This window comes from Candidatus Zixiibacteriota bacterium, assembly GCA_014728145.1.
GTDB lineage: Bacteria > Zixibacteria > MSB-5A5 > JAABVY01 > JAABVY01 > WJMC01.
On sequence record WJMC01000071.1, the window covers coordinates 1 to 14,583 of the forward strand.

The following is a 14,583-nucleotide window of genomic DNA, read 5'->3' on the forward strand; positions in this document are numbered from 1 at the left end:
AGAATGTTACGTATGGCGGCAACACCTCGAATTCTCAGTCAAAATGCCTGTGCTCAAGAATGTCACCGGGCTGACATTTCAAGGCTGAACAAATGGCATCAAGAGTCGCCAGTCTGATCGCCTTGGCCTTCCCCTGCTTGAGAATCGATAGATTCGGCATGGTGATCCCCACCAGTTTCGATAACTCAGTGAGTCGCATTTTTCGTTTGGCCAGCATCACATCCAGATTAATTATAATAGCCATAAAGCACCTCAAATTGTCAGCTCTGACTCGCTCTTAAGGTGATATCCCTCCTTGAAAGCAACTGAAATTACAAACAAGCATATACCGACAAAGAGCATCTTGAAGTCTGTTGCCACCATTACGGTTTGAAAAACCGATTCACTGAACGTCGTGAAATTGACTGCCTCAACGATAAGATCTTCAGGGATGATTACAGGAACAACCTGATAGAAAAGAAACTTGCACAGCACATAAACAGCCACCACGAACCCGAGTTGATTTATGACCTTCAGACTGCCTGGCTCAAAGAATGTTCTTGAACGGATTGCGAGAATCAGCCGCTTGAGCAGGATTAAAATGATCACCAATATCAATATGTACACCACTCGCTCTGCCAGATCGTAGATGAAAATACCTATCTGGAGCCTTCGGTAAAGTTCGGGGTTTTCCGCAAGCGCTTCCTCATTCAGCAGGATAGAGACGTTGTCGCCGGGGTGCACCCATGGAACGTCCAGTTTGAGGATATTGATTTCATCTGGCGCCGAAACCAACTGACTGGTTTTCTGAAACACCTGAGTCACCCCCATAAGTATGATCACGATGACAATTAAGTTGCCCAGTAACTTAATCCCCCTGGTAGTAAAAACGCTCATTATGAAACTCCTTTCAATTTTATGTATTATAGTAATAATTTATCGTATGTCAATATATTTTTATTCTTTTAGAGATAATTAGACAGATCTGCCAGCCACGCTTTTTTTTCGCCAGTTCGGCTGTCCAACGCAACTACGGTTTGGGACTGACCTCGCAGGCCGTCGTTGACTTCTGCCATGGCAGGGGCATTGCTTTGCGTTACATCTAGCCGGGCATACCACCCCTGACCACTTCAGGCAGAAACATAGCAGTGCTTTTAATGGAAAAATTCCTTACGAAGCTCTCAAGAATATGTTATAATAACAAATTGCCTTGCAAGGGTACAATTATCATAACCACTAAAACCAGCTCTGGAGGGCTGTGACAGAATGACTGACAAGACAATCCAATATCCCCACAACGGATTCAACGGTTTGGGCATAGCGCCCAGCCTGCTAGATGCCATTGACCGCCTCAAATTCACCGAACCAACACCGATCCAGCGGCGGTCCATTCCCACAGCTATCAAGGGTAAGGATCTTATTGCTGTTGCGCAAACTGGGACTGGCAAAACATTCGCTTATGGTATTCCAATCATTCAGCGCCTGGCCCAGATTAAGGGACGGTGTCTTGTCATAGCCCCGACTCGTGAGCTGGCTCTTCAGGTTGACGATGCGCTGAACGCGATCGGCCGCTCACTTGGACTGACAACTACTGTACTGATTGGCGGAGCATCAATGTCTGTTCAACTCCGTTGTCTCAGACGGAAACCTCGTGTCATTGTAGCCACGCCTGGGCGTCTTATTGACCATCTCGAACACCGGACTGTCAACCTTGCTGACGTAAAAATACTTGTTCTGGATGAGGCGGACCGTATGCTTGATATGGGATTTGCACCCCAGATCAACAGGATATTGGCTGTCATTCCAAAGAAACGTCAGGTAATGCTCTTTTCGGCTACTATTCCGAAGGAGATCATAACCCTTGCTCGACGCGAAATGAATCTGCCGGTTCATGTCGAAGTCGCCCCTTCAGGGAGCACACCTGATAAGATTATCCAAGAGATGTTTTTCGTCGAAAGAGGATCGAAAACCCAGTTGCTCGAAGTTATGCTTGAGCGATATCTAGGTCCAGTTCTCATCTTTACACGGACCAAGCACGGGGCGCGTAAACTTGCCCGTGAGGTCAGATCTATGGGGCATACGGCGGCGGAAATCCATTCCAATCGAAGCCTGCCACAGCGTCGCGAAGCTCTTGATGGTTTTAAGTCTGGAAAGTACCGTGCGCTGGTGGCGACCGACGTCGCCTCCCGGGGAATTGACGTTATGGGTATTGAGCTTGTTGTAAACTATGATCTCCCAACGAACACCGAGGACTATGTTCATCGAATCGGGCGCACCGGGAGAGCCGGCCATTCCGGTCGATCGGTGTCTTTTGCTACTCTCGATCAAAAGAAAGATGTAAAGAGCATCGAGCGACTAATCAAAACTGACCTGCCTAAGTCGGCACTGCCGAGCCTGCCCCCTTCGCGCAAGCGGAAGACCGCTGCCAAATCCTCTGGCAGTAGCAAACCACCACGACGCAGACCCTCAACACAAAGGCAGTCAAATAAACCACGCCATAACACAGGACGGAAGAAACGTAAAGGCCAGAAGAGAGAAAATTAAGTTTGAGTTTTCCAATCAAGCTCTTCTATTGAATTTCGTGGATCTAATTCTGTGGTGGCAGTACGGAGACTGTTCGAATGCAAATTTCCCTTTCTCTGGGCAGTGATCTTGTTACTATTTTGATAATGTTGCAATTCGATGCTTGCTATACCACGAGGCGTTCAAACGACTAAATTGGCTATCATTCTGATAATAAACTCGTCTCTTAGAGCCTGCTATTGTTTTTACCATTGAAGGTTTTCGAGTGCGATACGTAGTTGGCCGGCATTTTTATACTTTGCGCTAATCAATCTGCGTTTACGACCCTGTATAATCCGCTTGATCTGTTCAGGTGCTTCTGAGTAGTAATTCTGTCTGCCGATGACATCGTAGAAAACCGAAACAAGATTGATGACATCGTTTTGAATTTTGGCTTTCGTAGAGCGTCCCAGGTCAAAAAAATCTATCAAATGAACATCGAAACCTATACCTATTCGTTTGACCATGACATTGTCAGAATGTATATCACCATGGTATTCACCCAGATGATGGATCTGTTCCAAACCAATTGCCATCGAGTAGATCAGATGTAATGCCTCAAAATGGCTGAGCCTGTAATGCGGTTGTCTGTTAAGAAAATCTGACAGCACCTCACCTTCGACAAAATCCGAAACCAGAAAGTCAAACCGCCGGCTTTCGATCTGTACCGAATCATGATGATGGTACTGGATAATGATTGGGCAGGATTTGAGTTTATAGAGCTTGCGGGCATACCTCAAAAATGGTGCTTCTCTTACTCCCTTTTGATCATAAAAGATTTTAGCCGCTCGAATTATTCCTGTTCTTCGTTCACGGACACGATAAACCTCGCCCTCCCAGCCACTGCCCAATGAGCCTTCGACAATGTAATGTGGTCCCAATGTTCGACCCGGCTCAATAAAAAAAGGTTGCCTTACTATCATATCATTTTCGTAAATTTATCATTGTTTTAGTTCAAATCCCAGTCCCGGTTTTCCGGTAGGATATAATCTGCCTTTCTTCAGTGTGACAGTCCCTGAAGTCGGATCATCGAGTAAATCCATGTGCCCATCCAGATCGGCATAGGCCACGTTTGGCCTTGCCAGCGCAAAATGTAAACCGGCGGAAATCCCCAGGGCAGACTCATCCATACATCCAACCATAACTTCATAGCCGGCAGCTCTGGCGATAGAGTTCATGTGTAATGCCTGGTAGATACCACCGCATTTCATCAGCTTGATATTGATCATGTCCACCAGGTCGCGCTTTGCCAGTTTGAAAGCGTCGCGCAATCCCAAAAGAGATTCATCGGCCATAACCGGCAATGCCACCTGTTGCGATAATTTACCAAGCAGATCGGTTTGCTCACGAGGTGTCGGTTGTTCAATCAGCTCCAGTTTTGCAGAGCGGACAGCGGTTACGAATTCAAGCGTTTGTTCGGATGTGTACCCCTGGTTGGCATCGAAACGAAGTTCGATTGTCTTACCGACAGCCTCCCTGACTTTGATAACACGTTCGATATCTTCTTCGAGGCTTTTACCGCCCTTGATCTTTATCGCTCGAAAACCTTCACCGATTAATTCAATCGCTCGTTTGACTGTTTCGTTTAAGTCCGCAATGCCTATGGTTATGCTGGTTTTAATACTATCTCGATAACCTCCCAGCAACAAATACACAGGCAATCCGGATACTTTTCCGAGTATGTCGTACAATGCCATATCAACCAATGCCATTGCAGCGGGTCTTTTAGAAAGCTTCTCGGTCAGCTTTTCATTTATCGCTGCTATTCTCAGGGGATCACTTCCTTTGAGGACAGGCTCGATCGTCGATTTAAAGTCTTGTTGCACGGTTTCCGGTGTTTCACCGGTGACCTCATAGTCCGGCGCAGAACAACCACAACCGTTAATATTTTTATCTGTCTCGATCCTTAGAAAAATATTAGTAACTGACGATACAGTCTCGTACGCTATCGTATAAGGTTTTGAAAGCTTAAACGTTACCGGCCAGATCTCAAGATTTCTAATTTTCACTTCAAGTTCGCTTCCTTAATACCGCTTCTGGAAGATTTCATCCAGGCTCATACTTTTCAGATCTTCTATGAACGCTACCAGGTGAGCGATCATAACAGCCCACATTTTCTGGCCTTTTTCAGCACTCGCCCTGGTGGGATCACCCATAACACCGCTCTCAGAAATTCTTTCTGTATAGGCATACCAGGAGACCGAACGCTTGGAGGTGAAGTTTAGATAGCGACTGGAAAATGATGGTACGCTTTTTTCCGCACGATCCATCCGCACCAGTTCGGGCCTGGATGCCAACGATGTACTGGTTTCGAACTCTCCAGCATGAACATCGTTGGGAGTTTCGATCATACCGCAAATATCGACATCGCTGGTTTCACCGCTGTCAACACAAACAAAAATACGAGCATCCCTGTTAATCATCTGGGCTGCGTAATTGAGAGCTGGTGTATTACCTCCATGGCCGTTGATTATCACAAGCTTATTAATGCCATTGGAGGCGACACTCATTCCGATTTCGTATACAAGTGTTGAAAGTGTATTGTTATTGATCGATATAGTACCTGGGAAATCATCGTGATGATAAGAAACTCCATATGCAAGAGCCGGCAGAACCAGCGGTTTTGGATCACTGCATGCCTGCGCGACACTGCGCGCCAGGTAATTGGCATCGTAAGCATCCACATCCAATGTGAGATGAGGTCCATGCTGTTCGATTGCGCCCACTGGCAGGATAGCTACATCTATTTCTTTGAGCCTCTGTTCCGCTTCCGGCCAGGTCAGTTCCGACCATAGATAACTGCTTTTCCTTGATGTGTTTGTGTTGTTACCCGTGCTGCTTTTATCATCGCTCATTTCGAATGGGAAAGGTGCAGAGATGCCCTGATCAGACAGAGGATCAAAATCGATCCACCTGCGCCCCATTTTTTTAACAGCGCCATTGGCATGCTTCAGATATATACTATAAAGCTCCGAACGTAAATCATCTGGAATCCCGCCAATTGGTGACCGGTCCTGGGTAAATCTAAGCTTCATAATCACCGGATGTTCTTTTACAGAATGCATCTGTGCATCTGAGAATTCAATCAGGCCCCGTTGAGACAACATGAAATTAAGTTGTTCTTTTCCGGGACCTTCCTGGTGAACTCCCTTAACAGCGATATTTTTTAAACAGTCCGCAACCTGCTGTTCAGAATAACCACAGTTTACTGGATCAGCTTCAAGAGCGGTCAGCATCCCCACAATCCTGCGGCATTTTTCACATTTGCCACAAGGGTAAACCCGTTCGTTACGCTTGTGAGTTGCATGGCAGGACATCTGTTGTTTCTGGATACCCGGATAGCGTTCAACCAGTATTTTCTCAATCAGCATTTCAGACAGAGTACGCAAGATGGAGAACTGGCTGATGGCCCAGCCTTTTTGCATGTAGTAGCGAGATAAAGCATCATCGAAATATCGGCTTTGATCATAAAGTCCGTCGAAATGCGTTATGCCTTTGTGAGATGTTTTATTTGTACTGTCAAACTCATCCCCGATCAGCAACCGTCCAATGCCACGTTTACGCAAGAGAGGAAGTACACCAAACAGGAATACTGCCACAGTCCAAAGCCGGATCGGATATTCATCGGAACGAACATTGCTGTAATCCTGTCGGATAAACGGCAGGTGCCTGAGCATCCAGTTAAAGATACGGTCGGAGTTAACCCACACCCGCCCGGTATTCGGAATGTTTTGTTGAAAGTACCGAAACGCATTTAAAGCGGTAAACCAGTGCCGACCGGATTCGTTAACAAAAATTGGATGAGTTTCACGGTCCAGCTCATCTATAAGGCAATAACTCAGCAGGCTGTCCTTTCCACCACTGGAAAGAATACAATGCTTTTTTCTGTCCGTTGACCACATCTGCCACTTCGCCTGACTGGTTTGTGAAGAGTCAGGGAAACTCAGTTTAGCACGCGAGTATGTCTTTTGCTTTACAACCGGAAGCCTGGCAGCATCACCAACCAGAAAAGGATTTGGTTCCAGTATTTTTTTGACATAAATTTCACGGGCAGTGTTTTCTAACATGTCCCGCAAAAACCTCTGGTCAACAGGATCATAGTTTCCCCAAAAGACAATCTCGCGACAGAACAGGCCATAGTTTAATGCTACCTGGGCCGCTATCATATTTGCCAGATTTAAAGATGAGTTGTCATCAGGATCGAATACTTCTTCCTCATAGGAATAGACCAGATCTTTCGCGTCCTGTTCTTTATCCCAGAACAGCCTGTAGGGTGCTTTGAGCTTCTTCTTTTCGAGCTTGAGAGGCCCCACTTCGAGACGGTCGAAGATTTCCAGCATTGAAAGTGGATCGCTTTTGTTGATCTGTTTCAACATTGGCATCCTGATAGCATGGTTTATAACATTATTTTTCATCAGGCAACAATCCTGGTTTTACCAAATCTTTTCTTGCTGTGCTTGATCACTAAATTTGCCAGTTCATTTGCACCATTTAACAGCACATCATAAACAGGCAAACCGGTTTGAGATGATATCAGCTTACAGATTGCTGAAATTTCCTGAGAATTCAAATCCTCATGATTGATTGTAATTGCTATGACTTTCCTGCCGGATATAATCTCGATAGCTTTAACCTGATGATCCAAAGATTGGATAGGATATCCGGGAAAACCATCATATTCTTTCCGTGCCGGAGCATGTTGAAGAATTACCGCGTCAGGCCTGCCCGCAGCCAGGATTTCAAATCCCCCGGGGTAAGCCGGATTGAGCAGACTTCCCTGTCCCTCGATCAAGATCACCTCGGGTTTACAGTCCTTGAAGGCCGACCAGACAGCATGCTCGATCTCACCGGAAACGAAGTCATTCACCAGTGTATCCAATATGATGCAGTAACGTGCTCCCTGTAACCACGCAGTCTGACCGGTGCCGACCATAACCGTTGAATGATTTTTATTATTCAATGCCTGCTCCAGCATCCAGGCGGTGGTCCGCTTGCCAACCGCCGAATCAGTCCCCAGCACGGCGATTTTAAGACAATCTACCTGTTCAATTTTCCCGCTGAAAAAATGGTACTGGTCACGTGATAACGGCTTGCGGATATCGCGGACAACCACGCCCTTTTTCTGGGCCAATTCCATTAAATCACTATCCTCAGTTAAAAAGTCATGCAACCCACAGTCGATATTCAATCCAAAATCGATTGCCTCACGGATATCATCCCGTGCAGGCTGGCTCAACCTGCCTCCATCCGGAGCGAGACCGATAACCAGATGTGTTGCTGGCTTTCCTCTCGCTGCGGCATCCTCAAGCGCAATTTCAAGCGAAGAAAATATTGGAATGCCTGTCGGTTTATTATCGAGCACTTTACCAGCGTCCAGGCCTCTATAAACTGAATCAATGACTGAAAGTATATAATATCTCTCAGTGTAGCGTACCAGGCCATGGGCAGTTTTCCCATTCGTGGTATTAAACGCCTCCTCGCAATACACTATGGCATTGCCTTCAGGGAAATGGTTCATGTTTTCTTTCCTGTTAAAACGATCACATAGCGATCGTTTGGTAATGATTCCTTTTTATGTTTCTCAATCAGCGCTACCAAACCTGTGGTAGATGCCGGCAGTACATGCAGGCCTTCCTTTTCACGGATTAATCTGGAAGATGTCATCATGTTTTTATCGCTGATGTTGGAAGCCCAGCCATTGGAATGGCGAATCGCAGTCAGGGCAAGGTCACCATCGATTGAATGCCAGTTGATCAGGGGTTCATTAATCCGGGTTTCCTTGATCTTGTCAGGGGGTAAGTCTTCGCAGCTTTCAAGGTTACTCAGCCAGGCCTGAATTATTGGATTCTTCTTGAAGGATGATCCAGCCACCATGCGGGGAATTTTTGAAGTTTTTCCTCGTCGGTATAAACTCAGAAAACCTTTGTAGATACCGGCCAGGGTGGTGCCGTTGGAAACCGGTACAGCAACCACCGGAGGAGCATCTCGAAGCTCATCATAGATCTCGTAAGCGATTTCTCCGTAGGCTTTCATCTGAGGCAGTACGTTTTGTCCCCCGGGATTGGCATCGTAAAACTCGTTCTGAGATGCCTTTTTCTGTGAATAGACTACTGCGCTTTCATAGTCTCCCGGGACTTTCTCGATTCTGGCACCCAGCTCTTCCATCTCGCGAATTCGATTACTGTGGTAACTCTGAGGAATGTGAATCAGGCACTTAAGTCCGGCTAATGAGGTAGCCAATGCCATAGCCACTCCGTAGTTGCCACAGGTTGCAATGCTCACGGTATCATATCCCCGGCGCATGGCATCCAGCACCTGAGCGAAGGCTATGCGATCCTTGTGCGAACCGGTCGGATTAGAGCCTTCAAACTTGAAGTAGATCTGGCGCAGACCGACTTCACGTTCGATATTACGGGCGCGCCAGAGCGAAGTGTCGCCCACTTCACTGTCGATTATATCTTCGTAGGCTTCCAACCGTTCTGCCATGGGATAATCGGTATCAGCCGCGATTTTACGCTGTTCCTCAACACCCTTGGCAAACTCAAAGATCTTACCCTCAGCGTCATCGATCAAATCGATCCGCCTTTCCGTTAAATCCGTCATTTTACCCCATCCGCTTTGGCAGTGGAAGATATTGAAATACAATTCTTGCTTTCCACCAGTGCAATATCACTTTCCCTTTGATCGTAATTGGCAGAACCAGTCTGCCCAGTGACCTATATTTCAGCACAGCATGACCCACAAACCGGATCATGACCTGGATGCTCTTTTCACACGATTCGTGGAATTTTAAAATGAAATAAGCAGAAACTATTCTCAACATGAGTCACTCGGCTTAGAGCATTGTTTATTGCCAGTATTCTCCGCTAAAACTCCACAATTGGAGAAAACCATGAGCGCAAATCTATATCACTAAAATGCGGGTTAGTAAAACCACACTGTTAAAGAGATTAATTTGATGTTACGGAAACCAAACCGACAGCTTAATTCTGCCCGACGATAAGCTCGGACGGAACTGCCGGAAGTGCCTCCTTGATGAATCGCGCCAGACTGGCCACCAGGGCGCTTCTCATCGTATTTAATGTTTTATGAATTTCTTCGTCGGGGGTGGAAATCAGCGAAAATGAATATAATCCTGAAATAAAACCCGTAATTGCACAGGCTATTCGACGAAGCGTTGCTTTTGGTAAGTGAGTTTGAATCATAGCATCTATTAATTCTTCAATACTATTCTGATAACTGATAAATGGCGTATCCAGCCCCTCGTAGCCATTGTCCAAAATCATTTCAGAACGCCCCTGGAAATAAAGCACGAACTCTTCCCAGCGATCGTCAAAAAAGTCGATATGGGCCAGTATTATATTGTCTAAAAGTCGATGTAAGTCGTTGCTGCTTTTTGCTTTCTCCTTTATAGCCTGTTCCAGCTCACCCAGCACATCACGAATCAACTCCTTTATCAGCTGATCTTTAGTACCAAAATGATAATAGAATGTGCCCTTTCCGAGATCAGCCGTTTCAGTTATTTCATCAATAGTAACAGCATCGAATCCCCTTTCAGAAAAAAGAGATTTGGACGCGCTTAACAGCTTCTCACGGGTCCTGACAGCCCGCTTCTGATGACGGGTACGCTTTGGACGCTCTTTTCTTACTTTATTTTTCAACTAAAACCCCTATAATCTGACTATTTTGTCAGTTATGACTATATCGTCACATTATTGCAAAAAGTCAAGCAGTTTTTTTAAGCAATTAAATGCTGTGCTGGGAAGTGACTCAGGTATTCTTTAGTAGAAATGGGCGGGTAACTGCCATAATCGTCTGTTCAGGGCCATTATTTACATATTTTGATGCCTCTACTGGAGGCTGTTTCGATGGAGCCGGGATCAACCCTGCGCTAAAAGCTTCAGGTGTGAAAGAAAATTTTCGTTAACGCCTGTTCTTATTTTTGAAACAAATCATAAAAACCGAAGCAACAATTTGATCAAGCGGTCATTGGTACATTTCCATCATCTGTTTTTCGGCATCGCTGCTACCAATGAGCACAATCTCATCATCAGCGCTCAGGATCACGGAGGGCCCGGGATTGATTTCCAGCTCGTCCCCCTTGCCGATAGCGATCACACTGCAACCGGTTTGTTGCCTGATAGGAATTTCGGCCAGCGACTTGCCCGCAAAGGACTCATGGACCGGTACCCGAAACACATTCAACCCCTCGGCCACCATCATTATCCGGTTCGGCAACAACAGGTTTACTATTGTATTTGCGCCAATCGAGGCGTGTGACATAACGAGATCAGCCCCGGCGCTATGCAGTTTTGAAATGTTGCGGTCTATGTTTGCACGGCTGATTACCTGTATATCAGCGCGAAGCTTACGGCAATAGATGGTGAGATAGACGTTGACGGAATCGTCATGGGTCGTAATCAGGACCGTTGTCGCCTCTCGGATCCCGGCTTCATAGAGGGTATGAATATCCGCCGCGTCGCCCTGGATATAGTTTTGATCCCTGATAAATTCAGGGTTCTTTTCAACAATCCTAAAAGGGATCCCCCGCTGTTTGAGTGTATTAGCCGCCGCAAGCCCGACCCGACCGCCTCCCAGGATCAACACCAGGGTCTCGGCCGCTGGACGAGCACCCCGGGGGTAATAGGTTCGTTCGAATTTCTCGAGTTGCTCACTCGATCCCGCTAATACAAGCACGGAGGTCGAATCGATACGCGAATCGGCGCGAGGCACCTTAAACTGCCCCCGCTTCCAGAGACCGACTACCGTAGTGCCTGTTTTTTCACGAATCCGGCTCTCAATGAGGGTTTTTCCTTCCAGGGGGGTCCGCATGGCCGAAGCCTCGGCAATAATCAACTGATTGAACCGGCCGATTACATTTGCCCCGATACTCATTCCAAGCGTCCGCCGCGCCAGCGATTCACCCAGCATCTTCATGAACTGAAAGACATAGGTACTCCCGGCAAGCTCGAGGATGTCGATAGAATCGTCCGAATCGGCATTGGTAACGATCGGAACTTCCTTGCTTATCTCGCGCACTGTGAAAGCGATGTTTGTATTGAGCGTGTCCTCGTTGTTGGCGACGATCATGGCGGCGTTTTCTACCCTGAGACGACGATAAGTTTCATCATCGCCCAGGTCGCCAACCACCACCTTCAATTCCATTTCGTACAGCTCCAACGCTCGTTTCAGGTCGGGTGCGACAATTGCGTATTCATAGTTGTACTTTGCCAGTTTGTGCACAAGGTTAACCGTGAGGCTGTCAAAACTGGTCAGGATTATGTGGCCCGATGTCGTCGACGGTAACTCGCGGGGGGTTTTGGCTCGCGACTGGGCTTCCAGCCAGGGAGCATAAAAAAACTGAATGAACGTGAAAGGCAGCATGACCAGCAAAAACAGGATACCGGACATTAAAACGACCAGGGAAAAAGCCTTCCCCAGGTCACTTACAAAAGTAATATCTCCAAACCCCAGGGTGGACATTACCGTCAGTGTCCAGTATAAGCCGGTTATCCAGGAATATTCCTTGCTCTCATAGAGCATGATGAAATGAAAAAGAACACTGTACACCACCACGAGTACTGCCAGAATAGTCAGAAACCGCAACAGAAGCTTCACGTTTTGCTTTGTGGTCCGGCTCCGGGTGAAGTAAAGAATCTGCGACGGAAGAAATTTCATAGAAACCTTCTGTTTAATAAGTGACCTGCCGCAACGCTGTAAAGGTCGTCATAAAATCCTAGCAAATTGTGCCGGAATATAAGTCAAGCTTTACACTCTGGCAACGAATTTTAGCTACTTTGTGCAGGTACCGGAGAAACAATTCTAAACGGAGCTGAACAAACGAGACTATGTATAGTCTTAGCTATGGTAAAACGCTCTGCCGAAAAACTGCAACCTTAAATAAGTGCCTGCTGTAACAGGAATTACGAATTCCACAAAGCATTGGAGTTGCCGGCATTTTTTCGTACCCATCAAGACTTAAAATTTGTAAATTCTGCAGTAAATAGATCATCAAAGGAGAATATCTATGGATCAAAACTCAGCCACTAAAATCATGCAAGAGGGTCATGTCTGATCCGAGGCAGTACTCCTGGCCGTGTGCCGGGATTATAACATCGAAAATGACCTGATCCCTAAAATTGCTTCCTGTTTCGGGGGCGGAATCGGCAATACCGGAAGTGTCTGTGGAGCGGTTATCGGCGCGACTATGGCAATCGGTGTTGTTCGCAAACAAAGCACCAGTATGGCGGAATGGCTGGAATCTGCTAAAATCACTCAGGAACTTCGCCGTCGTTTCGAGTACAAAATGAAAACAATCAATTGCCGTGAATTAATCGGTCTCGATTTGAGCAAGAACGAAGATCTCGAGAAACTGATGAACACCGATCTTCCGGCGAAAGTGTGCCTTCCCGCAGTCTCCCATGCTTATCGGATAGTCTCGGAGTTACTGAAAAGCGATTCACAGATAAAAAGATAGTTGAGATTCCGCACCCTGCTCTGCAGAATTGCAGTGCAGATCAAATAATGCCATGGGGATTGGCAGCGGCTTCCAGAATTTCATGAGTGGTTTAAAATACCTGCCGATAAGATGAATCAGCGCACCAGTGTTTCCCTGGCAAGTTTGCGTCCCTGTTCAGTAAGATGAAGTAAATCACCATCGCGATTGATCAAATCCCGTCTTTGAGCTTTTGCGACAACAGTACCGGCGAAATCATCCGTCCAGCGCATATGTTTACCGAGATGGTCATAGCTGTTTTCGAAATCTGCCTCCGGCAGGTCCTCATGCTGGTATAAATGAATCGTCAGCATCGCCTGCGCGAACTCCCAGCGCTGGTTCATACGGCGCCTGGCCTGCGCCAGAAGGCCTCGATCCGGTGCTAAAAGAAATACGATTCCAAATACTACCCCTGCCATAGTAGCCATGCTCCCGGCGATGGACGCGTCCAGAAGATGCGCAATCCAGTATCCCGAAATTGCTGAGAGCATTCCGAACAAAACCGCCAGCAGGATCATCCAGTTCAAACGGTTTGTCAATAGATACGCGGTAGCCGGTGGAGCGATCATCAATGCCACGACAAGAATCGATCCGACTGCCTCGAAAGCTCCGACCGCGGTAACCGAGACTAAGGTCATCAATGCGTAATGTAATAATACAGGTGAGAATCCGAGCGCCGCCGCCAGCCCCGGATCGAATGTAGCCAGTTTCAGTTCTTTGTACAATAAACTGACAAACAAAAGATTAATAACCAATATTCCCGACATAACCCAGAGCGACTTGGGTCCGAGATCGGTCCCACCTAAATCAAATCTGCTGAAAGGCGCGAACGCGAGTTCACCCAAAAGGACTGAATCCGTATCCAGATGGATATTGCCGGCATAGCGGGAGATCAAAATCACACCGATACTGAACAGGACCGGGAATACCAGCCCGATCGCGGCATCGGCCTTGACCAGGCGCGTGCGGTTAAGAAGCTCCACCAGGCTGACAGTCAACACGCCGGTCAATGCCGCGCCCACAACCAAAACCGGCGAGGCCAGGTCTTTTACTAAAAAGAAACCCAGCACTATGCCCAGTAGAATCGCATGGCTGATAGCGTCGCTCAACAGCGCCATCTTTCGAAGCACCAGAAACACGCCCGGCACCGCGCAGGCTCCCGCGACGACCATGGCAATCAACTGTATCTCTATTTGTGAACTGCTCATTACTCGCCAGCCGTTTCAATTACCTTGCGGGCACGCTGGTAGCCCTTTTGAGTCAAAGCCCATTTATCTTCATCGTGCTGTTCAACCATACCCTGTCTTTTCAATTCGTTCAGGTTCTTATGGACAGTGCCGGAGAATTCACTCATTGAATTGAGAACCGCCTCTGAATGCGGGTAGTTTGGATCGTCATGTTGAGATGCGAGCTCATAAAGGTCGCTTAAAACACCGTTGAGGCGAAGCACCCGGCTGTTGATCTTCTCTCTGATATATTTGAACAAAAGACCCCGGTTGGGCGCCAGAAACATCGAGATGATGACTATCGCGCTGACACATAGAACA

The 14,583-nt window shown here is 47.0% G+C and carries 12 protein-coding genes; 2 read left to right on the forward strand and 10 right to left on the reverse strand.

Annotation, left to right across the window (positions count from 1 at the left end; all coding sequences use genetic code 11):
* Positions 1 to 34: 34 nt before the first annotated feature.
* Complete coding sequence (locus GF404_04485) at positions 35 to 244, reverse strand: helix-turn-helix domain-containing protein (protein MBD3381436.1); 210 nt, start codon at positions 242 to 244, stop codon at positions 35 to 37.
* An 8-nt stretch (positions 245 to 252) separates the two neighbouring features.
* Positions 253 to 876, reverse strand: a complete 624-nt coding sequence (locus tag GF404_04490; GenBank protein ID MBD3381437.1) for a DUF2975 domain-containing protein — start codon at positions 874 to 876, stop codon at positions 253 to 255.
* Positions 877 to 1,245: 369 nt separating this feature from the next.
* On the opposite strand from GF404_04490, the gene GF404_04495 reads away from it, so the two are divergent.
* Complete coding sequence (locus tag GF404_04495; GenBank protein ID MBD3381438.1) at positions 1,246 to 2,523, forward strand: DEAD/DEAH box helicase; 1,278 nt, start codon at positions 1,246 to 1,248, stop codon at positions 2,521 to 2,523.
* Positions 2,524 to 2,747: 224 nt separating this feature from the next.
* Here the strand turns inward: GF404_04495 and GF404_04500 are convergent, their stop codons facing one another.
* The 7 genes from GF404_04500 to GF404_04530 all read right to left on the reverse strand — a co-directional run bounded on the left by GF404_04500 (position 2,748) and on the right by GF404_04530 (position 12,219).
* Entirely contained in the window at positions 2,748 to 3,464 is a 717-nt protein-coding gene (locus GF404_04500; protein MBD3381439.1) for a protein kinase, read from the reverse strand.
* A gap of 18 nt (positions 3,465 to 3,482) precedes the next feature.
* Positions 3,483 to 4,550, reverse strand: coding sequence for a dipeptide epimerase (locus GF404_04505; GenBank protein ID MBD3381440.1), 1,068 nt, complete (start codon positions 4,548 to 4,550; stop codon positions 3,483 to 3,485).
* Positions 4,551 to 4,565: 15 nt separating this feature from the next.
* Positions 4,566 to 6,881 (reverse strand): creatininase family protein, encoded by a 2,316-nt coding sequence (locus GF404_04510; protein MBD3381441.1) that lies wholly within the window; start codon positions 6,879 to 6,881, stop codon positions 4,566 to 4,568.
* 74 nt (positions 6,882 to 6,955) lie between these two features.
* Entirely contained in the window at positions 6,956 to 8,059 is a 1,104-nt protein-coding gene (locus GF404_04515; protein ID MBD3381442.1) for a DUF1611 domain-containing protein, read from the reverse strand.
* Complete coding sequence (locus GF404_04520; GenBank protein MBD3381443.1) at positions 8,056 to 9,144, reverse strand: pyridoxal-phosphate dependent enzyme; 1,089 nt, start codon at positions 9,142 to 9,144, stop codon at positions 8,056 to 8,058. Before GF404_04520 ends, GF404_04515 begins: the two co-directional genes overlap by 4 nt.
* 380 nt (positions 9,145 to 9,524) lie before the next feature.
* A complete protein-coding gene (locus tag GF404_04525; GenBank protein ID MBD3381444.1) occupies positions 9,525 to 10,202 on the reverse strand; it encodes a TetR family transcriptional regulator in 678 nt (225 codons plus the stop codon).
* Between the two features lie 325 nt (positions 10,203 to 10,527).
* On the reverse strand, positions 10,528 to 12,219 hold the full coding sequence (locus GF404_04530) for a potassium channel protein (protein MBD3381445.1): 1,692 nt from the start codon (positions 12,217 to 12,219) through the stop codon (positions 10,528 to 10,530).
* Positions 12,220 to 12,631: 412 nt separating this feature from the next.
* Between GF404_04530 and GF404_04535 the strand changes: the two genes are divergently transcribed.
* The gene (locus GF404_04535; GenBank protein ID MBD3381446.1) at positions 12,632 to 13,018 is read left to right on the forward strand and encodes a hypothetical protein; all 387 of its coding nucleotides are present in this window, start codon (positions 12,632 to 12,634) and stop codon (positions 13,016 to 13,018) included.
* Between the two features lie 116 nt (positions 13,019 to 13,134).
* Here the strand turns inward: GF404_04535 and GF404_04540 are convergent, their stop codons facing one another.
* The gene (locus tag GF404_04540; GenBank protein MBD3381447.1) at positions 13,135 to 14,244 is read right to left on the reverse strand and encodes a metal ABC transporter permease; all 1,110 of its coding nucleotides are present in this window, start codon (positions 14,242 to 14,244) and stop codon (positions 13,135 to 13,137) included.
* Between the last annotated feature and the right edge of the window lie 339 nt (positions 14,245 to 14,583).

What these genes read in the sequence shown, in the direction of transcription:
- GF404_04510 (MBD3381441.1), bottom strand. Translation starts at nt 6,881, where the DNA reads ATGCTGGAAATCTTCGACCGTCTCGAAGTGGGGCCTCTCAAGCTCGAA.
- GF404_04520 (MBD3381443.1), bottom strand. Translation starts at nt 9,144, where the DNA reads ATGACGGATTTAACGGAAAGGCGGATCGATTTGATCGATGACGCTGAG.
- GF404_04515 (MBD3381442.1), bottom strand. Translation starts at nt 8,059, where the DNA reads ATGAACCATTTCCCTGAAGGCAATGCCATAGTGTATTGCGAGGAGGCG.
- GF404_04500 (MBD3381439.1), bottom strand. Translation starts at nt 3,464, where the DNA reads ATGATAGTAAGGCAACCTTTTTTTATTGAGCCGGGTCGAACATTGGGA.
- GF404_04530 (MBD3381445.1), bottom strand. Translation starts at nt 12,219, where the DNA reads ATGAAATTTCTTCCGTCGCAGATTCTTTACTTCACCCGGAGCCGGACC.
- GF404_04540 (MBD3381447.1), bottom strand. Translation starts at nt 14,244, where the DNA reads ATGAGCAGTTCACAAATAGAGATACAGTTGATTGCCATGGTCGTCGCG.
- GF404_04490 (MBD3381437.1), bottom strand. Translation starts at nt 876, where the DNA reads ATGAGCGTTTTTACTACCAGGGGGATTAAGTTACTGGGCAACTTAATT.
- GF404_04495 (MBD3381438.1), top strand. Translation starts at nt 1,246, where the DNA reads ATGACTGACAAGACAATCCAATATCCCCACAACGGATTCAACGGTTTG.
- GF404_04485 (MBD3381436.1), bottom strand. Translation starts at nt 244, where the DNA reads ATGGCTATTATAATTAATCTGGATGTGATGCTGGCCAAACGAAAAATG.